Annotated in this window: 20 protein-coding genes and 1 other annotated feature; of the genes, 6 read left to right on the top strand and 14 right to left on the bottom strand. The window is 37.2% G+C overall.

The window, feature by feature from the left end:
• Position 1: 1 nt before the first annotated feature.
• From JP39_RS03795 to JP39_RS03760, 8 genes are all read right to left on the bottom strand, one after another.
• Positions 2–700 (bottom strand): response regulator transcription factor, encoded by a 699-nt coding sequence (locus JP39_RS03795; RefSeq protein WP_041499231.1) that lies wholly within the window; start codon positions 698–700, stop codon positions 2–4.
• Between the two features lie 8 nt (positions 701–708).
• Positions 709–1488 carry an ABC transporter permease gene (locus JP39_RS03790; RefSeq protein WP_041499232.1) on the bottom strand — a complete coding sequence of 260 codons (780 nt, stop codon included), beginning with the start codon at positions 1486–1488 and terminating at the stop codon, positions 709–711.
• Positions 1488–2396: an ATP-binding cassette domain-containing protein gene (locus JP39_RS03785; RefSeq protein ID WP_041499233.1), complete on the bottom strand. Its 909-nt coding sequence runs from the start codon at positions 2394–2396 to the stop codon at positions 1488–1490. The genes JP39_RS03790 and JP39_RS03785 overlap by 1 nt, the downstream gene beginning before the upstream one ends.
• 489 nt (positions 2397–2885) lie before the next feature.
• Positions 2886–3749: an AraC family transcriptional regulator gene (locus JP39_RS03780; protein ID WP_041499234.1), complete on the bottom strand. Its 864-nt coding sequence runs from the start codon at positions 3747–3749 to the stop codon at positions 2886–2888.
• A 120-nt stretch (positions 3750–3869) separates the two neighbouring features.
• Positions 3870–4238 carry a dihydroxyacetone kinase phosphoryl donor subunit DhaM gene (dhaM, locus tag JP39_RS03775; protein WP_041499235.1) on the bottom strand — a complete coding sequence of 123 codons (369 nt, stop codon included), beginning with the start codon at positions 4236–4238 and terminating at the stop codon, positions 3870–3872.
• Between the two features lie 2 nt (positions 4239–4240).
• Positions 4241–4828, bottom strand: coding sequence for a dihydroxyacetone kinase subunit DhaL (gene dhaL, locus JP39_RS03770; protein WP_041499236.1), 588 nt, complete (start codon positions 4826–4828; stop codon positions 4241–4243).
• 13 nt (positions 4829–4841) lie between these two features.
• Complete coding sequence (gene dhaK / locus JP39_RS03765) at positions 4842–5834, bottom strand: dihydroxyacetone kinase subunit DhaK (protein ID WP_041499237.1); 993 nt, start codon at positions 5832–5834, stop codon at positions 4842–4844.
• 355 nt (positions 5835–6189) lie between these two features.
• Entirely contained in the window at positions 6190–6879 is a 690-nt protein-coding gene (locus JP39_RS03760) for an N-acetylmannosamine-6-phosphate 2-epimerase (RefSeq protein WP_041499238.1), read from the bottom strand.
• A 154-nt stretch (positions 6880–7033) separates the two neighbouring features.
• On the opposite strand from JP39_RS03760, the gene JP39_RS03755 reads away from it, so the two are divergent.
• A complete protein-coding gene (locus JP39_RS03755; protein ID WP_041499239.1) occupies positions 7034–7861 on the top strand; it encodes a MurR/RpiR family transcriptional regulator in 828 nt (275 codons plus the stop codon).
• 281 nt (positions 7862–8142) lie between these two features.
• Here JP39_RS03755 and JP39_RS03750 read toward each other — a convergent pair whose 3' ends face one another.
• A complete protein-coding gene (locus JP39_RS03750; RefSeq protein ID WP_041499240.1) occupies positions 8143–9468 on the bottom strand; it encodes an NCS2 family permease in 1326 nt (441 codons plus the stop codon).
• 497 nt (positions 9469–9965) lie between these two features.
• Here JP39_RS03750 and JP39_RS03745 point away from each other — a divergent pair, with 497 nt between their 5' ends.
• Entirely contained in the window at positions 9966–11645 is a 1680-nt protein-coding gene (locus JP39_RS03745; RefSeq protein ID WP_041499241.1) for an ABC transporter transmembrane domain-containing protein, read from the top strand.
• Positions 11646–11682: 37 nt separating this feature from the next.
• Here JP39_RS03745 and JP39_RS03740 read toward each other — a convergent pair whose 3' ends face one another.
• Both JP39_RS03740 and JP39_RS03735 read right to left on the bottom strand, forming a co-directional pair.
• Positions 11683–13779: an AAA family ATPase gene (locus JP39_RS03740; protein WP_041499242.1), complete on the bottom strand. Its 2097-nt coding sequence runs from the start codon at positions 13777–13779 to the stop codon at positions 11683–11685.
• 12 nt (positions 13780–13791) lie between these two features.
• Positions 13792–14013, bottom strand: coding sequence for a hypothetical protein (locus JP39_RS03735; RefSeq protein WP_041499243.1), 222 nt, complete (start codon positions 14011–14013; stop codon positions 13792–13794).
• 306 nt (positions 14014–14319) lie between these two features.
• On the opposite strand from JP39_RS03735, the gene JP39_RS03730 reads away from it, so the two are divergent.
• The 4 genes from JP39_RS03730 (at position 14320) to scrK (ending at position 19950) form a co-directional block, all read left to right on the top strand.
• Positions 14320–16038 (top strand): DUF6792 domain-containing protein, encoded by a 1719-nt coding sequence (locus JP39_RS03730; RefSeq protein WP_041499244.1) that lies wholly within the window; start codon positions 14320–14322, stop codon positions 16036–16038.
• A gap of 63 nt (positions 16039–16101) precedes the next feature.
• Positions 16102–16338, top strand: a binding site (T-box leader).
• A gap of 409 nt (positions 16339–16747) precedes the next feature.
• The gene (gene brnQ / locus JP39_RS03725; RefSeq protein WP_041499245.1) at positions 16748–18145 is read left to right on the top strand and encodes a branched-chain amino acid transport system II carrier protein; all 1398 of its coding nucleotides are present in this window, start codon (positions 16748–16750) and stop codon (positions 18143–18145) included.
• A gap of 1 nt (position 18146) precedes the next feature.
• On the top strand, positions 18147–18638 hold the full coding sequence (locus JP39_RS03720) for a GNAT family N-acetyltransferase (RefSeq protein ID WP_041499246.1): 492 nt from the start codon (positions 18147–18149) through the stop codon (positions 18636–18638).
• 439 nt (positions 18639–19077) lie between these two features.
• The gene (gene scrK, locus JP39_RS03715) at positions 19078–19950 is read left to right on the top strand and encodes a fructokinase ScrK (RefSeq protein ID WP_041499247.1); all 873 of its coding nucleotides are present in this window, start codon (positions 19078–19080) and stop codon (positions 19948–19950) included.
• A gap of 299 nt (positions 19951–20249) precedes the next feature.
• Here scrK and JP39_RS03710 read toward each other — a convergent pair whose 3' ends face one another.
• From JP39_RS03710 to JP39_RS03700, 3 genes are read right to left on the bottom strand one after another with little or no spacing between them, the layout of a single operon-like run.
• Positions 20250–21119: an ROK family protein gene (locus JP39_RS03710; RefSeq protein ID WP_041499248.1), complete on the bottom strand. Its 870-nt coding sequence runs from the start codon at positions 21117–21119 to the stop codon at positions 20250–20252.
• A gap of 1 nt (position 21120) precedes the next feature.
• Positions 21121–22506, bottom strand: coding sequence for a glycoside hydrolase family 1 protein (locus tag JP39_RS03705; RefSeq protein ID WP_041499249.1), 1386 nt, complete (start codon positions 22504–22506; stop codon positions 21121–21123).
• A 12-nt stretch (positions 22507–22518) separates the two neighbouring features.
• Complete coding sequence (locus JP39_RS03700) at positions 22519–23988, bottom strand: response regulator transcription factor (protein WP_041499250.1); 1470 nt, start codon at positions 23986–23988, stop codon at positions 22519–22521.
• Positions 23989–23990 lie beyond the last annotated feature (2 nt).

The following is a 23990-nucleotide window of genomic DNA, read 5'->3' as shown; positions in this document are numbered from 1 at the left end:
GTTAAATATCACCATCAACGTTGGACTCTCCCTCCAATTTGAAACCAATTCCCCAAACAGTTTCAATGTAATGAGCTCCAAATTGATTCAACTTTGAACGTAAATTACTAACATGCACACTGACCGTTTTATCATTGTCTAGGTATGGTTCATGCCAGACACTTTCATATAGATTAGAACGGCTAAAAACCTTCTTGGGATTACGCAACAATAATTCTAAGATACTGAATTCATGCGAAGTAAGATGAATATCTCTGCCCGAAACGGTAACTTCTCTTGTATCCGTGTCTAAATCAACCGTTTGATAATGTATTCTATTGTCTTGTAACGGCGTTGTGGCAACGCTATGACGTAGTTGGATTTCCACTCTAGCAAGTAATTCTTTCAAATCAAACGGTTTAGTTATATAGTCATCAGCCCCGTGAGTCAGTAAATCTAACTTGGTATCTTGATCGACTTTCGCAGACACGGCAATGACTGGTACGGTCGAATGGCTTCTGATTTCTCTGATCAATTCTTCACCTGACATCCCTGGCAACATCAAATCCAACAGAATCAAATCAATCTGATTCTGTTTAAAAATTAACAGCCCTTCAGTACCAGAATATGCATCAAAAACACTGAAATCATGCAATTCCAGTGTTTCCTTAATTAGCGAATGGACCGCCATATCATCCTCTATAACCAATATATTTGCCATTTTATCCTCTACTTAATATCAGCTTTGTAAAAACTCCAAATACCAATAATTGTTGAAATCATAATCGTTATAACGCTAATAAAAATCATCTTGGAAAATTCATTTATCACTGATGGCAAGGCGAAGTTCTTATAAAACAAATAGCTTTCCGTAAACCACCATGTTACGTCTGCCAATGATTTGAATTTCATAAAAACCGCTGGAATAAATCCCATTGAAATTGTAAAAACAAATGTCCAAATAACGCTTGCACCTATCGTACGAATCATGAAACCAATCGCTACATAGGTTGATACAACTGAAAAAATCAATAGAAAAATCGTCAACGATAACATCAAAAAATAATTACCATAGTTGGTGATGCCAGCGATATTTCCGAATCCAAAAACCATACCGTATCCGCTAACACTCATTGCTGTAATTATAACAGTCGAAATTAAAGTTAAACCAAAAGCTACTAATAACTTTAACAAATAATATTTTCCACGGCTGATACCAAGCGACAATGCATTTCTAATCGTTCCATTTTGAAATTCTTCTCCGATATAAAAACTAATAAACGCACAGAATATCAGAAGGATAACCAGATTACTCTTAACATTCATCAAAACACCCGATGCTCCGTTGACGACAATATCCTCTTTTGGCGTCAAGTGACCTTGATAACTGTTCTTACTAATGGCATTCAATAGTTGAAAAATTGGTAAGAACACTACTATGGATAAGATTATCCACATTTTACGACTTTTAAATAATTTTACTTTATCCGCTGCCAATAAATTTAACATTACTTTTCCCCCGTTATGTCCATGAAGTAATCCTCAAGGTTTTGATTAGCCATACTGATTCCTAGAACATCGATATTTTCCAAAACCAATTTCCGATTAATCTTGGAAATTTGGTCTAAATTAGAATAAATTCTGATCTCATCATCATCGGAAACTTCGTATTCTGCAATATTTAACTTGTCCAAAATCGTCAATGCTTTTTCAACCTCACCAACCTGCAAAGAAATATATTGCTGGCTCTTTTGAAGTAGCTCTGTTTTGGAAAGCTCCTGAATAATTTTTCCATGATGTAAAATCCCATAATTAGTGGCAACTTGTGAGAGCTCTCCTAAAATATGACTGGATATTAAAACTGTTAAACCTTTTTCATTCACTAACTTTTTAATAATTTCTCTTATCTCAATAATTCCCGCTGGATCCAATCCATTTGTGGGTTCATCTAAAATGAGAAACTCTGGATTGCTGACCAAAGTGACCGCAATTGATAATCTCTGACGCATCCCTAACGAGAAATTCTTAACCTTCTTGTGACCTGTATCTTGAAGATTCATTAATTCCAGCAAATTTGAAATATCACTATTTCCAACCCCAGCATTAGCCGCTTGAACTTTCATATTATCGAGAGCTGTTAATTCTGGATAAAGTGCGGGTGTTTCAATGGATTGACCAATTTTTCTTCGCGCGCGTTGGATTCCGTTAGCATCAGTAGCCCCAAATAATTCAATTTCGCCACCATCAGAATAAGTTAAACCCATGATAATCCGCATTAAAGTGGACTTACCTGCTCCATTTACACCAATCAATCCATAGATCATGCCTTTATCAATTTCTAAAGATACCTTATCTAATACTTGATGTTTTCCATAATGTTTAGAAATGTTATTAACCCTCAAAATCGTCTCTGTCATAATTTTTCCTCGTTTCACTATACTAATATAGTAATATCCAGAGATAAATTAACTGACTAGAAAGTTCAAAGAAAGTGTAAAGTTTTTAGTTTATCTAAATATTCCGTCTCCAGAGCTGGGAAATATTCTCAAGCTGTGCGGAACGGTCCGAGCCAAAAGACGGTCTCGGACCTCGGTTTGAAGACTTGACACAGTTCGTCAAGTCTCCAAACACGTCCGTTGGTATAAGTACGGAAGATTCCTTCCGTACTTATACCACTACCACGGCACACAAATATTTTCCAGCTCTTCCGACTAATTAATAGTTATTAATTGAAAGTAAGAGTGTTCAAATGTATTTATTTATATTCAAACAACCTTAAAATATGAAATATTTGTAATAAATTATCAATTAGAACCTTGTGCTATACGAAAAAAGGCATCACCACGGTCTAAAACGTTAATCGTGATAATGCTTCTTTTCCTATGGATTAATTGAAATTCCAATCATCAATTTACCTTTTTAATTGGAATCCAAATTTCCGAATAAACATCTTTATTATCTGGCTTATAATCAGTAATTGAAAAATTAGGTAATTCAATTAATTCATAATTTGATGAAGGTAACCATTCTGAATATATTCTGGCATTCGTTTCCTGCATTGCCTGTGGAAAGTCGCCTCTAACTGAAAAGACTGCCCAAGTATTTGCTGGAATTTCTAACGATTCTAAATCAGAAAAATTATTCTCCTTAGTCGTTGCCATACCAATCATATGTGTCAGCTGCCCTTTTTCCTGTAGGTAATCCACATCAAAATCGTATGATACGTTCAATGGTCGATTTAATTCCAAATTGGCAAGCTGATGCATTTCCTCTCGTTGAGTTTGACTAATTGACTGTGCCAACGCAACTATTTCATTATTAACTCCCTCAAATTGAACAGGTACTCGTTTAGAGACACCAATAATATTGAATTTTGGCATTTGTTTTATCTTATAGTCCAAAGTATTTCCCCCTTTAATGTCAATGAAAAATGAGAACTTAGGCAGTGTTTTCTGTACTCGATTTTTCATCACTTCGGAAGGTAAGAAACCGCTCCAGTCTTTGAATGCACGCGTAAAACCATCGATAGACTGATATTGATATTTGTACGCTACATCGGTCACACGATCACCATTGACCAAATCGATATTTGCCAAAGACAAGCGTCGATACTTGATGTATTCATTCAACGTCATCCCAGCTAAATAAGAAAACATACGTCTAAATTGATAACCAGAAGTTCCAACAATTTTGGCTATCTTCTCATCAGAAATATCTTCCGTAATATTCTGCTCAATATAATCCATCAAAGCATTAAATTCCTTTAGCATCTTATCACCTCCGTAGTTCATATAATATGAGATTTGGGGATTTTTCACTCGACATTTCTGGTGCAGATTTGGTCGAAAAAAAAGTACCTTATAATAATTAAATTATAAAGTACTTCGATGCTATTTAATCTTCAAATTCTTTAGATTATCTTCAATTGTTGCTAATGGTGAATCAACCTCTGCCAAAGTGGCTGCCGTATAGGCACCTTCAACCAAAGCTACATCATACTTATGAATCACTCTGTCAGTCATTTCTAACAACATTTCCAAATTCATCTTGGAACTACCGAGATCATAGAACGCTAGAATCTCATCGCCTGTATTGTCATCGACAGCTTGCTGAATTTTTTCCAATGAAGAACCAATTTCACCTTCATCTGTTCCACCAGCAACTGTGATTGATAGGTCAGGAGCAGCTTGAGAAATCAGTGCCTTGACACCTTTAGCAATATCGGCTGAATGCGAAACAATCAATATTCCATATTTCATAATTAGGCTCCTAACACTTCAATTAATGATTCGAATAGATAGGCACTTGATTGAGCACCAGGATCAATGTGACCTTTGGATTTTTCTTCCAAATAACTAGCTCTACCCTTTGTAGCAACTAAATTTTTCACATTTTCCAAAGCATCATCAATTACTTTTTGGTCGAATTTATCAGCTTTCAAAGCATCACTAACTGGTTGCCAAACATCAATCATCGTCTTCATACCAGTGTCAGATTCACCACGGCGCTTGAGTCCATCGGCACCAATTTGAATCAAATCGCCCAACTCAAGATTATCAGTTTTGACAGCTTTCGACATATCTAGAAAAGCTGTTCCGTATAAGGGACCTGAAGCTCCACCAACTTTTTGAATCATGGCAAAAGCAGTTGCTTTATATAAATCAGCTAAATTTTCAGGATCTTTTTTCTCAAAAGCAGCGGTAATAGCCTCAGCGCCACGGTTCATATTTGTACCATGGTCACCGTCACCGATAGCTGTATCCAATTCATTCAAATTGGCTTTATTATTCTCTAATTTTTCAACAAATAAATTAATCCATTTTTTTGCATCTACTAATTCTAATTTCATAAAATTATCCTCTCTACCAAGCGATTGTCGTTACTGGTTCTTTGAGATATTTAATCCAAGCGGCATCAGCCTTCATAATTGTCAAAGAAATTCCTTGCATATCAAGAGATGTGACCAAATTGCCAACTTTACTGAAGGAAACCTTAATTTTCTTAGCAGCTAATTCGTTCAAAACATCATTAGCAAAGATATATTGTTCCATCAAAGGTGTGCCACCCATACCATTTACGAGAATGGCAAAGTCGCCATCTTGGCCAGAAAACTCATTCATAATTTTTTCAATCAATTCATTAGCTAATTCTTTAGCAGGTCTAATTTTTTCAACCGCATAACCACGTTCGTTATGGATTCCGATACCATATTCAATCTCATCGTCGCCGAGTTCAAAACCAGGATGACCAACAGCAGGTACAGTAGCCGCATGTAGTGCAATTCCAATTGTCTTCGTATTATCGATTACTTTTTGACCAAGTGTTGCTAAATCGTCCAAACTCATCCCTGAACGTGCTGCAGCACCAACAATTTTTTCAACCAAAGCAGTTCCGGCAACCCCACGTTTACCTTGAGTAAATTCACTATTTTTAACAGAAATATCATCATCAACAACGATTGTCTTAATTTCAATATCGTCTGCTTCGGCCATTTCCTTAGCCATATCAAAGTTCATGACATCGCCAGAATAATTCTTAACAATCAACAAGACACCCTTACCTTGATTGACTGCTGTAATTGCTTCATAAATTTGATCTGGAGTTGGTGAAGTAAAGACCTCACCGGCAACAGCGGCACTAAGCATACCATCGCCAACATAACCCGCGTGCAATGGCTCGTGACCACTACCACCACCGGACACAATTCCGACTTGTTTATTTTCTTTGAACTTGGCATCGTTTCTAACCACAGCAGTTGTCCCATCAATCTGCTTGACCAAATCCGCATTAGTTCTTACGAGACCAGCAATCATTTCTGGTACGATATCCTCGACATTATTAATAATCTTCTTCATGTTTACCCTCCTTGTAATCGCTTACTTTCCTATTATATAACATTTATGATTTTCTTTATAGTTTAGGAGTGCCGTCTTCGGTTTAGAGGTATGTGCCTGCTGTGGGACCGGCTCGAGCCAAAGTACGGTCTCGACCCTCGGTTTTGAACTTCGCAAAGAACGCGAATTTCAAAACTCGTCCTGTGTTGTAAGGGCGAAACGCCCTAACAACACTTCCACTGCTGGCACATACCTCTAATCCGAAGACTAGTGTATTAATCGATTCAAATCTAATAAATATAAATAGTAATAATTGTAATCCAAATGGCATAAAATTTTAGAATTATTAAAATACATCGCCTAAAAAGAACGAGGCTTATTTCAAAGCTTTAATAAAACGTTCGGCAATTTCCATTGGTCTTGTTATTGCCCCACCAACAACAATTCCGGTTGTTCCTAAATCTTGAATCTCACGTGCTTGTTCTGGATAGTGAATTTTACCCTCGGCAATTACTGGTAATCCGGCATCGATGTATGCCTTAATCAAATCTATATCTGGACCATCCTTCTCGACACTTTCTTCTGTATAGCCACTCAAAGTCGTGCCAACAAAATCTACTCCAGCTTCATAAGCATTCTTGCCTTCTTCGAATGTTGAAGTATCAGCCATCAATAGTTGATTAGGATACTTTGCCTTAATTTCTTTGATAAATTCAGCAACAGTCTTGCCGTCATGTCTTGGTCTCAACGTACAATCAAAGGCAATAACTTCAACGCCTGTCTCATGCAATTCATCAATTTCTTTCATTGTCGCTGTAATGAAAGGTTTCTCTGGCAAATAGTCCTTCTTGATAATTCCGATAATTGGCAGGTCCACTACCGCCTGAATTTCTTTAATATCACGAACAGAATTGGCACGAATCCCCACTGCACCGGCTCTTTTGGCTGCCAAAGCCATCAGTGGCATAATTCCACCTTTCTCTGTATACAAAGGTTCGCCGGGCAATGCCTGACATGAAACAATCAATCCGTCATGCACTTGTTTTATAAAACTATCTTTGTCCATTCTTATTTTCCTCCAGTTTTTATTGTTTTGGATAATTTTCTCCACAACAGCAATATAAAATATTTTGAATGGTTTGTAAACCCTTTCTTTGATTTTGGAAAATCATTGGGAAACTGTATAATTAAAATTGACATAGAATATGGAGACTAAAAAGATGGATTTTGACACACTTGTACAAGATAATTATCAGAAACTAACTAAGTCCGAAAAAAAGGTTGCAAAATTTATAACTGACAACAAAAAAACCGTTATCTACGGCACAATGGAGACTATCAAAGGCAGAATTGACGTTGGTGACGCGACGATTGTTCGCTTCTCAAAGAAACTGGGATTTTCAGGTTTCAATGATCTAAAAATTGTTTTAGCAAAAGCTGAAATTGAGGAAAAAAATAACGATTCGACCGATTCAACGCATGAATACTACGATGACATTGAAGACACACTCATTACGACACTGAAAGATACCAACTCCTTGATTGATAAAAAGACAGTTGATGCTGCGGTAAAGTTAATCAGCAATGCTCGTACACTTTATATATTTGGTGTTGGACACAGTGGCGAAATCAGTAAAACTTTCTCCAAAATGTTATTGAGAATTGGTCTCATCGTCCAAGCTGAAACTGATCCTCATTTTCAAGCTCAAATGGCTTCCATCATGACCAAAAATGATTTAGTAATTGGCATCTCCTTATCTGGTGAAACTAAGGATACTTACGATTCACTGACACTCGCTAAAAAGAATGGTGCCAAGATAATTTCCATCACCAACAGCAGTCTCTCAGCCATTGCTCAAATCAGCGATATAACGCTACAAACTTCCATTGAAGAATTTCTAAACGGTGGCTCATTAGCCGGACAGTTGTCGCAATTGTACCTATGTGAAGTTCTCCTTCGTGGTTATGAAAGACAAAATAATATCGATGTTTTGGCTATTAGAGAAAAAGGTTTGCGTTCAATTATGAATAAGAAGATTAAAGACTAAAATAACGACAAAAATAAGCTGTATCACACCGAAATATTGTGATACAGCTTATTCTTTTAATATAATTTCTAAAATATGCTGACTATTTAATACCAAAATCAGTCGGAAGGACTGAGAATATTTACCAGCTGTGGGTGTGGCGTTAGAGCTTTAGCTCTTACACCACCGGGCGAGTTTGGAGACTTACCGGTTTGTGGTAAGACTTCAAACCGAGATTCGAGACCGCACTTTGGCTCGAATCGGACCGCATAGCAGGTAAATATTTCTCAGTCCTGGAGACCTTAAGCCAAACTAGCTTTTGGCAAAATATTAATAATATAAAGTAAGATTACGAAAACCACGAACAATCCGTACATAATTGGATTGATTTCTTTTCTCTTACCTGCAGCAAGCATTGTGATTGGGTAAACTAAGAATCCAAACGCAATACCATATGAAATATTATATGTTAGTGGCATACCAACGATTGTTAAGAAAGCTGGTAGCGCAATTTCAAATCTATCCCATTGAATACCTTTCATTGATTGAGCCATCAAAGTCCCAACAATGATTAAAACTGGCGCTGTAACGTTACTTGTTACGACTGTCAATAATGGTGAGAAGAACATTGATAATGCGAACAAAACACCGACAGTGATGGAAGTTAAACCGGTTCTACCACCCACAGCAATACCGGCTGATGATTCAACATAAGCTGTTGGAGGGGTTGTACCAAAGACCGCCCCACTGACCATTGAAATTGAGTCAGCCATCAAAGCGTGACCAATTCTTGGCATTTTACCATCTTTATCTTGCATAATGTCGACTTGTTCAGCCAAACCAATCAAAGTACCAGCAGTATCGAAGAACGCTACTAATAAGAAGATAATCACAACTGCCCAAAGTTGAGGTTCTCTAATATCTCCGATATGCGCTACACCAACTCCAAAAGTTGGCTTTAAACTAGGAATTGCGGATATGATATGTGCTGGTGCTGGAATCAGTTTAGTAATTAATCCCACGATTGTTGTGAAAACCATACCGATGAAAATTGCACCAGGAATCTTACGAGCCATCAAAATAGCTGTTACTAACAATCCGGTAATTGTTAACCAAGTTGTTGGATTGGCGAATGATCCGATAGCAACTAGTGATGACTTACTTGCTGTGATCAATCCTCCACCCTGTAATCCGACGAAAGCAATGAAGATACCTAAACCAGCAGCAACTGCTAGTTTCAAATCTTTTGGAATCGCATTAATAACGACTTCACGAAGTTTCATTAATGATAATACTAAGAAAATCAAACTGGCTACGAATACACCAGCCATCGCAGTTTGCCAAGGAATACCCATGGCGATAACAACTGAGTAACTGAAAAAGGCGTTGTCACCTAATCCTGGAGCAATTGCAATTGGATAATTTGCTAAAATTCCCATCAAAACTGAACCAACGACAGCAGTCAAAGCTGTTGCTGTGAACAATGATCCTTTGTCCATCCCTGAGTCTCCCAAAACTTGAGGATTAACGAATAAAATATAAGCCATTGAAACAAATGTTGTTAAACCAGCCAAAATCTCACGCTTAACATTTGTTTGAGCTTCTTCTAGATGGAATAAACGTTCCATAAAACTTAAATTCCCTCTATTATCTAATGAATTCACTATAAACGCCCCTTAGAAAAATAATTTCTTTTTTGAACTTATATAGTATTACAAATTATTCGGATTTTTACAAGTGTTTTAGAAACAATTATGTGTATAAATATAAATATAGTTCGTGTTTTACTATAATTTAATTAATTTTTACAGAGAATCAAGTACAAAAGCACCCATGAAGATAGTTAAAGTTCGTGTTTTGATATTAAAACAGGTTTGATTTTTGCTTAACATTCATTCAAATAAAATTCCATCTTTTTCGTTGTAAGCCCTATCATACAAAGATTTTGACTCTTGTGTGTTCAGCAATTCACTAAAATCGAATTCAACTCCACCGAAATTACGAACAATCCATATAAATCATTATCCTTAATGCAAAAAAACATCCTTATTAAGAAAAATATAGATATAAATTATTGCTAGGACTATAATAATATTAAAATATTTTTAATTTTAGGGGAACTCTTATGACACTATTGCACTTTTTAAAATTCGCAAAAAAGAAAATGTGGATTCTTTTACTATTAATTCCCATCTCCTCAGGAGTGGAAATCTCTGTTTCTTACCTACTACAAGTAATTACCGACATAGCAACGGGCAAAAGCCAGCTATCATATGGTCTCTTAATTGCAATTGTCATTTGTTATATCTTGATTGACACAGCAGTTTACTTTATTGGATCTTATCTCCAACAAACTACACTCAATCAAATCATTAATAACGTTCGTAATCGTTTATTGACGAACCTTTTTAAACAAAATACCGGTATTGGTAATGACGTCCAAAAAATCACGAATGACTATTATAATGACTTTTCCGAAACCGTTCCAGTTTTGCGCGATGATTATCTTCAAGGTACGTTCACTGCTTACAAACAGATCTGTCAGTTGGTTATTGCCTTAACGCTATCAATCATGATAAAGCCTACTCTGACTCTGATTATTGTTTTGCTATGTGTTCCCGGGATATTTCTCCCATTTTATCAACAAAGTAATCTCCGCAAGAACAAACAGAATGTAATTCATGAATCAAAGCTGGCAACTAGTATTTTGCAGGATGCCACCAATGGTCTCAGAACAATTCAAGTCTTTAACATCCAAAGACAACTACACATTATTTTTCAATCTCAAAATCAGCACTTATTAATTGCCCAGAATAACGACCAACTGACACGAAAAAAAGTCGGTGCAATAAGTCAATTCATGAATGACTTTCTCTATTTGGGAACTTGGATTGTCGGCATCTATTTCGTACTGAAAAAGGAAATCTCGCTGGGGCAACTTGTCGCATTTTCTCAATTGATGATTTTCATTTCTGAACCAATTCAAACAGCTTCGGGAATTTTTAGCGATATTATTGGTGGAAAAACGGCTGCTACTAAGCTGGACGAAAAAATTCAGGATACTAATGTAGAAATTAAAACTAAGTCCCTACAGAAATTCGATAGTCTGACATATCAAGATGTTTCATTCACTCAGGACAACAAATCAATTCTTAAGCAATTTAACTTAACCCTAAAAGCCCAGCAGCACTATTTGTTGGTTGGTAAAAGTGGTAGTGGTAAAACAACTTTAATCAATCTTCCCTTTAACTCAAAAATTGCTGAAGGACAAATAACACTTAATGAACAACCAATTAATAGTTATTCATTAAACGATGTTTTCCAACATTTAGGACTATTAGAACAGCAGGCACATATTTTCGATGCCAGTTTGAAAGATAATCTAACTCTATTCAACAGCAAATATTCCGATGAACAGTGCTTTGCAGTTTTACAAAAGGTTGGTTTAACGAAATATGCCAATCCCAAAGCTTTAAATCAGCATATTGATTCACACAGTGGTCTACTTTCTGGTGGTGAAAAAAGGCGTTTAGCTTTAGGGCGTTTGTTGCTACGACAAACTGAATTCAACCTGTTTGATGAACCTTTAACTGGTGTTGATCCCCACACCTCACAAGAAATCAGTCAAATCCTAACTAACTTGGATTCTGGTTGGTTAATTGTCACCCATCAATACGATGAACAGCTTTTCCATAACGCCGATTCGATTATTATCCTTGATAACGGTGGGATTAAAGCTACTGGGGATTATAACGATGTAACGGTTAACGATTGGTTACATAAATTGAATCTGTTAACAAAGTAAAAAAAATCCCTGATAACTTAATATCAGGGATTTTTTACTATGCATTTGTGACGGCTGACTTTTCAGAAATCTTAATGGTTCCTTCAACTAAATCAGCTTTCAAATTCTTAGCGTCAATATGATCGAGATAGAATTCAGCAACTTTATCTCTAATTTGTTGTTCAATGACACGACGTAATGGTCTTGCACCCATGGCTTCATCGTAACCTTCATCAATCAACCATTCCTTAGCTTCTGGCGTTACTTCCAAAGTAATACCTTTCTTAGCTAAGTTGCGGTTGACGTCATTTAACATCAATTCAACGATTTGGTTCAAGTCTTTCTTAGATAGATGGGTAAATTCAACGATACCATTGAATCTATTTAGAAATTCTGGGGTAAAGTATGGTGCTAATTTATCCATTAATTTCTCATCTTTATTGCCATGACCAAATCCGGCATTAGATGTAGCGATGATGATTGTATTCTTGAAGTCGACTACATTACCTTGACCGTCTGTCAAACGTCCATCATCCATTACTTGCAACAACAAGGTCAAAACTTGAGGATTTGCCTTTTCAATTTCATCAAGTAAAACGATGGAATATGGATTACGACGAACTTTTTCAGTCAAAGTATTGCCGTTATCTTCGTATCCAACATAACCAGCTGAAGTACCAATCAACTTAGAAACAGCTGTTAAATCAGAATATTCACTCATATCCAAACGGATAATTGAATCCTTGGAACCAAACATATCCTGAGCTAACTGTTTTACTAATTCAGTCTTACCAACACCAGTTGGACCAACGAACAAGAAACTACCAATTGGACGGTTACCTTCATCAAATCCGGCCCGATTACGACGAATAGCTCTGACAACCATGTCAACTGCTTCATCTTGGCCAATAACTTTGTCTTTCAAACGCTTGCCCATCGTCTTGAGTCTTTCAATATCGCTAGCACCCATTTGTGAAACTGGAACGCCAGTCAATCTTTGGACTGATTCGGCAATGTCATTAATTGTGGCTACTGGTTCGTCTGTTGCAGTGTCATCCTTATTCAATTTTGCTTGAATATCTTCAATCTTTTGTTTCAAACTAGCGGCTTTTTCGTAATCTTCCTTAGCTGCCGCAGCATCCTTATCTTTCTCAGCTTGCTTCAAATCCTTTTCCAAACTAACTTTGTCAGTTACGGGATTCTTGGCTGCCAAGTGAGCGGCTGTCATATCGATCAAGTCGATTGCCTTATCAGGTAATGATCTCTGAGGGATATATTGAACAGAATAATCAACAGCTGCCTTCAAAACATCGTCAGGTAATTTTACGTGATGGTGTTCTTCGTATGCCTTACGCAAACCTTGTAAGATTGCTACTGTTGATTCTTTGCTAGGTTCGTTGATTGTTACATCATTGAATCTTCTAGCTAAAGCGGCATCTTTCATAATTGTATTACGGTACTCATCTTGAGTCGTTGCACCGATAACTGAAATCTCACCACGACTCAATGCGGGTTTGATAATATCAGCTAGCCCTTTACTACCAGAGTCCGAGCCAGATGATCCAGCACCGATAATTTGATGAATTTCATCGAAGAATAATACCACGTTGCCTGCCTTTTTGACTTCTTTCAGTAAGTTCTGGATATTTTCTTCAAAGGAACCACGATACTGTGTCCCTGCTTCAAGAGCTGATAAATCAATGGAAATAATCTGTTTGTCTTTAATTGCTTCAGGTACATTGCCTTTGACAATTGCTTGGGCTAAACCTTCAACAACCGCAGTCTTACCAACACCAGCATCACCTACTAGGATAGGATTGTTCTTCGTTCTCCGGCTCAAAACTTCAGCCGTTTCTTGAATCTCTTTATCACGGCCAATAACTGGATCAAGTAAGCCATCTTTAGCCTCTTGAGTTAAGTTACGTCCGAGTTTCTCTAACATTGTGCCATTTTTTTGTTTAGTGCCATCACTAACTGGAATATTTTGACCAGCTGCTCTAGCTTCTTGATACTTTGCTAATTCTTCAGGAGTCAATTCGTGCCCATTCACATAATACTTAGCCTGTGAATCGCTGTTTTGTTGACTCATTAATCTCTTAAATATTTCGTCCATATTGTTGTTAAATGGATCTTCATCCCAAAATGATCTTGCCATATAAAGACCTCCTCACTTTAGATAATGCAACTCCAATTCACGCAGAACTCTCCACATTTCGATATCCTGCGCTTTGGCAATTGCCTCTATATCGCGCAAATTTATTGATGTAGCGGAAGATTGTTTTTTGTTGAAAGATTTATGCAGAGTCGTATAACCATACCCGCTTTTCTTTGCTATTACATATATTGTTAATCCGTTATCTTCTAAGTATGATTTAATATCTATTCGCATCTTTCTCCAACCTCCACACTTATAGTATAGCACATTTGTGGTATAGTACAAGTGTGACATAGTTAAGAAATGGTTCTGAATTCCTTATATAAAGTCAATTTGTTAAAATGAAAATGATAATACAATTAATAATTCATCATATTTAAAAAAGCAACATTCTGAGTTTCCCACAAACTCTAAAAAAGGATGATTAAGGAAAAACGTTGCTATAATAGCGTTTACAGTGTGTTAAATACTGCCTAATTTCGTACAATTAAGATGATGACATTATTTTAGTAACATTTAACCAAATTGAGAGGTGATCACATGAGGGAACTATTAACCAACCTAAACCGTTTAAACCATATTTATGATCAACTCGACCTATTAAACTTTCGAGCTCATAAAAATTTTCCACTAACTTTTAATAAAGAAGACAGCAAACAGTTGCTGCCACAAAATAAGCGTCTTTACTTTAGTTACGCCTATTTGAACAAAGAAAAAACACGTCTAACCAATCTGGTTTTAAACCAAGTAATTGATCTACGTGTTCCCCAATTTTTAAAAGATTCAACTATTCACCCTCAGCTGATTGATAAGGCTTTGCGTTTGAAAAACCTTGATCAACTTCATCATGAAAATAATTTTTCAGTACCATCACGTAACCGAAAAATTAATAAATTAAAACAACTTATTGTCATGATTGAGGATGAACAGATTAATCCCTGTCGGGGTTACTTGAATCAAATTTATGTCATTTTATTGCTTAATAATTTGATGCCCCTAGAGCTCCGTTCTGAACCATATCAAGCTGGCGAATTGCTCCATAGCGCTGACTTTCGAACTAAATTACTACAATTCGATTATGACCGTTATCTTTATCAAGAATTTCGTCCTGAGAATTATCTCAAGTTCTTAATTTACAGTCTTGTTCACCGCTTACCCGATTACATTCGTTCTTATGATGTCCGCGATATCAATCCTGAAGCAGCCGATTGCGGGTTCTCTAGCATTGCTTATGAAATTGTTATCGACGGTGTCAAAGAATGTTACGTTACCTTCAAAGGTACCGAAGCTAATGTGGATCAGACAATCAAATCAAGAAGTAAGCGATTTGAAAAATCTATTCTTGAAAATTACAACGATTGGGATTACAACGTTAACTCAATTTTAATTGGTAGCACCAAAGAAGACCGTCAACTCCTTGTTGCACGTGACTTTATTCGTTATCTGCACAGTCAAATTGCTTCCCAATCATTGATTTATGGAATTGGTCATTCTTTGGGTGGTCACTTTGTTCAAACTTTACAATTGATGGATAATTCTTTCGATGCTGGATACACTTTAAATTCTGCACCAATCAATTTGAAGTTAATTCGAAATATCAAACCTGATTTATTTACGACTGAAACCTGGGAAAAAATTTTACAACTAACCGATGACACGGATGGGACAAAATTTATTACTCCTGCCTTAAATGACAAGATTAAAAAGCTCTTGCCAGCGGATTATTCAGAAATTATCAACGAATGTTTTGAGCAAGATATGACACAAGTTTTCTACGAACTACCTTTCACTATTTGGATTGGTCAGAAGTGGGAATACAATCTCAGCAATTGGAAGTATCCGTTCAAGAATCATCCTCGTGCCTATTTATCCAGTGGCGAAATTCATGCCTATCAAAAATTCTTTGAAGAATTATTTGCTTATTTATCAAGTTCTGACAACAGTCGCCAAGTTGTTCGTAACAGCTTAGGATTCATCGGCGCAAGAACTAAAATTCTGCGTGAAACTATCGGTGAACAAAAAACTGCCAAGTATTTCTTTGATTACTCTAATTATCTTTATCAGTCCGGATTATTCGCTGATCAACCACAAAAAGTTGGAAAAAAATTTATTGAACAAAATAATTCTCTCTTCCGTGGATCGTTACGCGAGTGGCCTTTCTTAAAGAGCCTAAACCCTGATATGTTCAGTCTGGCAACCTATTTCCACGTTATAGATGGTGCCAAACATTTCTTAAATCGTACGCCTCATAAATTATAAAAATTATAATTTCATTAAAAAAAACACTTGATATTCAAATTTTAGGTGACTATAATACAAACCAACAAAACGTTGAAGAAAAAAGTAGAAATCTCAAGTACGCTTAGTGAGTCATGTTTAGTGTAAAGTGACCGTCGCGAGAATTTCGAAAATCATTTCTGAGTTCGATGCCGATATGTAGGTTATCGTGGTTGCCACCATTATTTGGCTAGCGGATATCATTTAATTACTGTCCGTTAATAAAGTGAGTATTCTTAGAATACCCAAAAAAGGTGGTACCGTTCTATTTGAGCCCTTTTCCTTAGCTGGAAGAGGGCTTTTTTTGTACCAAAATTAGTAAACTCAAAACGTTATTTGTATAAAGATTGTATTAATTATTTCATCCATAAAACAATGGTGATGTTAATTCGATTCTTGAATAAACTAGCTTCTGGTTGTAGAGGAATGCAATATGCTGTGAAGGTGGCGTTAGGACATTTCGTCCTTACACCACGGACGTCTTTTGAAATTCGAGTGGTTTTCTCGAAGTTCAAAAGCGAGGCGCGAGACCGTACTTTGGCTCGCACCGGTCCCATAGCATAAAAGCATTCCTCTACAACCAGAAGCGGCAGTCTTTAACTAAAAAAAGAGGTGGTAAAAATGGATTCTGACATTAGTGGCATTAAGGGCCCAACACAGATTAGAAACAACATTTTTAGGAGGATGTATTATGAAAGACGATTTAGATTTAACAGGAGAAAGAAACAATAAAAAGAAAGTTTTACATTTACTCGTAGTCAGTTCCCTAATTTTTGGAATGTTCTTTGGCTCAGGTAACTTAATTTTCCCAGTTCACTTGGGACAATTAGCTGGTAACAATTGGTTCTCAGCTGCATTTGGATTCGCAATTTCCGGTTCCCTCTTCCCATTACTAGCAATCATGGCCGTTGTCGTAACAAAGAGTGATGGCTTATACGATCTCGCTCGTCCAGTCGGCAAATTCTACGCTGCCTTATTCCTAGTTTTGGTCCACCTCACAATCGGACCACTATTTGGTACACCACGTACCGCTGCAACAGCTTTCCAAATGGCCGTTCAACCATTTCTACCAGCAAAATTTGACACCGTCGGGATGTTATTATTCACTGCTGCCTTCTTCGGTCTCGCATATACTTTGACTGTTCATCAAAGTCAATTATTAAAATACGTTGGGAAATATCTCAACACTATCTTTTTGCTATTATTAGCCGTCGTATTCGTCGTTGCATTCTTACATCCAATGGGTGGTTTGAATCACATGCCAACACAAGCTTATCAAACTAACTCAACTGTCAGTGGTTTGCTTGAAGGTTACAACACAGTTGACGCCGTTGCCTTGCTTGCCTTGAGTGTTACTTTTGTTCATGCTGTTAAAGGCCTTGGCTACAAAGATCGTGAATTATCCGTTTTAACTGCTAAAGCAGGTTCATTGAGTATCGCTGTTGAAGTTCTAGTTTACTTTGGATTAGTTTTATTAGGTGCTTTCAGTTTAAGTAAATTGACTCTATCGGCTAACGGTGGTGTTGCACTTTCACAAATCGTTGGTAACTACTTTGGTCGATTTGGTGCCGCATTCCTAGGTGTCTTAGTTACCTTAGGAGTCTTCACAACTGCCATGGGATTAGTTGCTTCATTCTCACAAGATTTTCACAAATTGTTCCCTAAAGTTAGCTACTTAGCATGGTTAAGAACGACAACTATCTTGTCATTTGTTGTTGCTAATGCCGGATTAAATAACATCATCGCTTGGTCATTGCCAGTCTTGATGCTACTTTACCCACTATCACTTGCATTGATCCTCGTTTCATTGACCGTTCACGCTAAACCATATGCCGGAGTCGTTTATAAAATGACGATTGCATTCACCGTATTGCCAGCTGTCTTCGATATGTTGAATGCTTCACCCGCTGCCGTTACAAGTGTTAACTTTGTCAAAACAGTCTTAGCCGCTTACCACCAATATGTTCCACTAGCTAGTTTAGGATTAGGCTGGGTCGTACCTACATTTTCCGGATTCTTCCTCGGACTATTGTTAGGTAAACTCGGAGTCTTTGCTAGTGCCAGTGAAGCTGTCGAAAGTCGCGATTAATATGGACTGTCAAATAGCTAAAACTGACTCACAGACTGATTTTGACAGCATCCGTCGCGTTTATTATCAAACTTGGACTTATTCATACGTGGGACTCGTTCCCCAAGCATTGTTGGATAATATCAATTTAAAATCCACTTGGCACCCGGAAATGAGAATCAACAATACCTTGGTAGCATTAACTAAAGATCAACAAATCGTCGGGGTTTGTACTTATGGACCGGCGAGAAGAAAGAAATACAGTGGCTTCGGGGAAATATATTCATTATATGTATTGCCACAATTTCAACATCAAGGTATCGGACAAAAACTTTTCCAAGCAGCTCTCGATACATTGCAGAAAAAATTCAACGAAATTTATTTATTAGTATTGAAGAATAATTTAACTTCACGAGCTTTTTATGAAATGTTTGATTTTGAATCCAGCGATGATTACATTGCCGACCAAACCGAATATGGAATGTTGCATGAAGTGGTTTATATTAAAAGTTAATTACCAGAGTCGAAAATATTTGCTGGTCCACACAGCGACAAATATTCTCGGCTCTTTTTTGTTAGCTTCTAAAATTAATGGTTCTTTGCCAATACATTTGATTTGATTGTTAATACTAGTAGAAAATAAATTAGTCGGAATGGATGAAAATATTCACCAGCTGTGGGTGTGGCGTTATTGCTTTAGCAATTACACCACCGGACGTGTTTGGAGACTTACCGGTCTTTGGTAAGGCTTCAAACCGAGGTTCGAGACCGCACTCCGGCTCGGGCCGGTCCGCATAGCAGGTGAATATTTTCATCCATGGAGACGCCAAAATTTATATACATTGCCTAATTTATTGGTTGTTTTTTGTACACATCGAAATTGAAGCCACCCTAATTTGATAGTAATCTCTAATTATGAAAACGATTACTTTTAAAAATAAGGAGCGATGACTGTGTTAGTAGGAAGTATAGAAGCTGGTGGAACAAAGTTTGTTTGTGCAATTGGAGATGAGGATTATCGGATTCAAGATATTATCCAATTCCCAACGACGACCCCAGAAGAGACAATTCAAAAGGCAATTGATTATTTTAAAAAGTTCGACATTAAGGCCTTGAGTATTGCTTCATTTGGTCCCATTGAATTACGCAAAAACTCACCTAAATATGGCTACATTACATCAACACCAAAGCCAAATTGGCATGATACTAACTTTCTTGGCGAAATGAAAAAAGCTTTCGACATCCCCATATTTTGGACAACCGACGTTAACGGTTCAGCTTATGGCGAATATGTCATGTCGACCCTCGCCAACGAAAAAATTAATTCATTAACTTATTACACAATTGGCACTGGAGTCGGTGCTGGAGCCATTTCTGACGGTAAATTTGTTGGTGACCTCGGACATCCCGAAATGGGACACACCTTCCTACGTCGCCACCCAGATGATTTAGATTTCAAAGGTATCTGCCCTTATCATGAAGACTGTTTAGAAGGATTAGTTGCCGGACCAACGTTTGACGCACGACTTGGTATCAAAGGTAAAGACGTTCCTTTAACAGATCACACCTGGGACATAATGGCATATTACGTTGCTCAAGCAGCCATTCAAGCAACATTAATTTTACGACCAGACAAAATCGTCTTCGGCGGTGGCGTTGTTAGTGAAGCATTCTTAGTAAAAGTTCGCCAACAATTCAAAGAATTGCTCAACGGTTATGTGCAAGTTCCCGATTTGGAAAAGTATATTCAAATGCCAGCCGTTAAAAATAACGGTTCAGCTACATTGGGTAACTTTGCTTTAGCAATCGAAGAATTACAAAAATAAAATTCTCACAATAAAAAGAACGTTCCAACATACATTTTTGAAATGTACGTTTGGAACGTTCTTTTTGGATAAATATTTAAACCTTCTTAAAAACAACATATATTAAATGCACTAGCCGGAGGTCGTCAGTAATATAGTCCAGCAGTGGAAGTGGCGTTAAGGATTTATCCTTTACGTCACAGGACGACTTTTGAAATTCGCGAACCTGGCGAAGTTCAAAATCGAGGGTCGAGACCGTCCTTTGGCTCGAGCCGGTCCCACAGCAGGACTATATTACTGACGACCGGAGGCGACCGAAATTAATGCTTATTAAAAAAGTTATATGCCGACCCTATCAAATTAGCATCATTATGATATTCGGCCGCAATCAATGTTGGAACAATCTTAATATCGTCAACGCCCTTAACTAAATTCTTTATCTCTGTATCTAATTTTTGAATAAAATTACTATTAGCAGACACTCCACCACCAATTATCACAGCTTCGGGATCAACCACAAACTGCAAATTATAGATGGCACGTGCCAAATTTTGATAGACGTCATCAGTATATCGTTGAGCCACTGCATCACCCTGTTCAGCTAATTCAAAAACTTCCTGACCAGTGAACTTTTGACCGGAATCACCATTATAACGTTCCGCCATGTGTACCGCTGTGCCACGTAAACTGAGACGCTCATTTTTATCATCAAGAATCATCCCAAACTCGCCGCCTAACAAATGCTTGCCGTGAATAACTTGGCGATTCAACACAACTGCTCCACCGACACCTGTACCAATAATAATAAAGATAACGTCATTCATATCAGAAGCGGCACCGACAGCAACTTCGGCTAGTGCAGCACAGTTGGCATCATTTTCCATTGTCACTGTTAAATTCAAAAGATTTTCTAACTCTGCTTGAATTGGGAAGTTGTGAATATATGGCAATGCACTAATTCCACCAATGACACCCGTTTTTTGATCGACTGCACCGGGAATACTGAATCCCACGCCATCAACTTGTTCATCATCAAACTTTGTCACAATTTCTTTAATGACATCATAAAACCCTGATAAATCCTTAGGAGTGGCAACTTTACCTTTAGATGACAGCGACTGTTCGCTCTCATTCCAAAGTCCATATTTAATACTTGTTCCACCAACATCGATCGATACTATTTGCTCCATGTTATTTCTCCAGTTCAAAGCCATTATTTTTTGTCAATTCTTTAAACCACAAACCACTCTTTTTAACTGTTCGCTTATAATTATCATCTAAATCCACACTGTAAAAGCCGTAGCGATTGCGATAACCATTGAGCCATGACCAGCAGTCGATATAGGTCCACATATGATAGCCAAAACAGTTGCTGCCAGCTTCGATTCCACGATGTAATTGTTCCAAATGCTCTTTGATAAAGTCAATTCGATATTGATCGTCAATCATACCTGAATCATCTTTAAAACGTGCTTCATCTGCTACTCCCATACCATTTTCACTCACATACCAAGGAATATTGTGATACTTATCCTTCATCATCATCGCAATGTCGAATAAAGCACGAGGATAAATTTCCCAACCACGATAAGGATTGATTTCCTTGTCCGGCCAATCATACGGTTCATATAAATCTTCAGGCATTTCGGCAGGAATTTTAGGATTAGTTGGAGCTTGAACACGTCTTGGTTGGTAATAATTGATACCGATAAAATCAACCGTATTGAATTTTATTAACTTAGCATCTTCCAATTCGGTTGTGGGCAACAAATTATTTTGTTTGAATAATTCAATTAATTCTTCCGGTACCTTTCCTAACACGGCTGGGTCCAGAAAACTCTGTGTGTTGATTAAATCTGATGCCTTCTTGGCTTGCAAATCAGCGTGGTCATCACTACGGCTATATGCTGGCAAAACATTCAAAATAATCCCAATACGACCATTAATTCCACTGTTGCGAAATTCATTCACCGCCATAACATGCGCCATCAAAGTGTTGTATCCTACTTGCACGGCACGCTTCATATCGACTACTTCTGGGTAATGAAACTTATACAAATAACCACATTCAACATGCACCATTGGTTCATTAAAAGTTGTCCATTCAGTTATTAAATCCCCAAATTGCTCGAAGGCAGTTTTCGCATAAAATCCAAATGCATCGACAGACTCTCGATTTTCCCAACCACCTTTTTCCATCAACCACCAAGGCATATCAAAGTGAAAAAGATTGATAATTGGTTTAATACCGTTATCCAACATCGCTTGAAAATATGCCCGATAAAAATCAACGGCCTCTTGATTCAAATTCTGCCCATCTGGTAACAAACGAGCCCATGAAATCGATGTTCGATAAGAGTTGAGACCAATTTTTTTCATATTGGCAACATCTTCACGATACATTTCATACGTATTAGAAGTATTGCTGGGACCTTGATTATCATTGAATTTTTCCGGACTCATCTCAAACCACTTGTCCCAAGTTGTGGCAGATTTGCCGTTCATCAAGCTATGTCCTTCAGTTTGTGGAGCGGAGGCAGCAGCCCCCCAGAGGAATTCTTTGGGAAATTTCAGCATAATATTTTTCCTTTAAATGTATTTTTTTCGATACTCTTTTGGTGACAATCCACAGATAGATTTGAAATTACGGTAGAAATAAGCTGTTGTTGTGTATCCAACATTATCTGCAATTTCAGCAATACTTTGGTTAGTATTTCGTAATAATTCCTGTGCTTGTTGAATTCGATATTCATTGAGATACTTTGAAAAACTCATCTTGGCTTCTTTTTTGAATAATTGACCTAGATAATCTGGATTCAAATGTAATTCATCTGAAACTAATTTCAAACTCAAGTCGTCATTAAAATCTTTATGAATCAGTGACATAACTTGTTTGATATTTTCAGAATACTTTTGATCATCGATTTTTTGAGATAGTTGTTTGATTACTTCTGAAGAAATATCTACCAGACTCTGCAAATCATCGGCGTTATTAATTCTGACCACATATTCCTGGTACGTCTGTTCATCAAAATTAACTTTGACATTTAATTCTGAATAAACCAGAAAGGCAATTTGTCGGACATACGATGGACTGGCACCGCGACTAGTTAAATCGCTAAAAATACTTTTCAACTCATCCATCAACTGCTCGTACTCACCCAAAGCAATCGCCTGCTTAATCTTTACAAGTGACACTTTTGGCAAAGTAGCTTGTTTTAGCCAATCGACACGTAAGTTATTATTACTAAATTTATTACTTTTTTCATAAAACTTATATATTTTGGAAAGACGCGCTGCCTGTTCATAACTCTGACTAATATTTTGCCAATCGTAGACCGTTTCGCCAACGGTAATAAACGACTCACCCGTGATGTAACACTTATCTTCCAACTCACGTACGAATTTCAATAACAGCCCTCGACCGCCCACGAATCCGATAAATAGATGGCGATTGTGTTCAAAACTCAATACTTGGCCATATTGCTGACATAATTGTTCAACTTTCGAAAAATCATTCAGACGATTGCAGGCAATGACAGTCATGCCGCTCTTGATAATATCCGGTGTGATACGCAATTGATGAAATAACGAACTGATCTCTGAACGGTCAATATCGTTTTCAAACAGTCGCTGCATTTGCGCATTTAATGAAACAACTGACGCTTTTTGAATGGCCGTCTGTGAATCCAAAATATTCTTAACCTTGGCTAAAGACGCCACCAATGCCTTCGAATCAACCGGTTTCAAAATATAATCGATAGCGCCTAGTTGTAAACCAGTTCTAACGTAATCGAATTCCTGATAACCTGAAAGGATCATGAATTCAAACTTTTTACCTTTATCCTGAGCCATTTCAATTAAATCTAAGCCACTGATTCTCGGCATATTAACGTCAGTTATTATCAAATCGACATCGTTATCCTCCAAAAATTCCAATGCCTGTTTCGAATTACGTGCTGCTTTAACAATTTCAAAACTATAGTCAGACCATTTAATGATCTTCTCTAATCCCTTTAAAATCATATATTCGTCGTCAACAATCAGAACTGAGTACATAT

Source organism: Companilactobacillus heilongjiangensis (assembly GCF_000831645.3).
Taxonomy (GTDB): Bacteria; Bacillota; Bacilli; order Lactobacillales; family Lactobacillaceae; genus Companilactobacillus; species Companilactobacillus heilongjiangensis.
The sequence above is the reverse complement of the archived record's forward strand: the minus strand, read 5'-3'. Positions and strand labels throughout refer to the sequence as shown.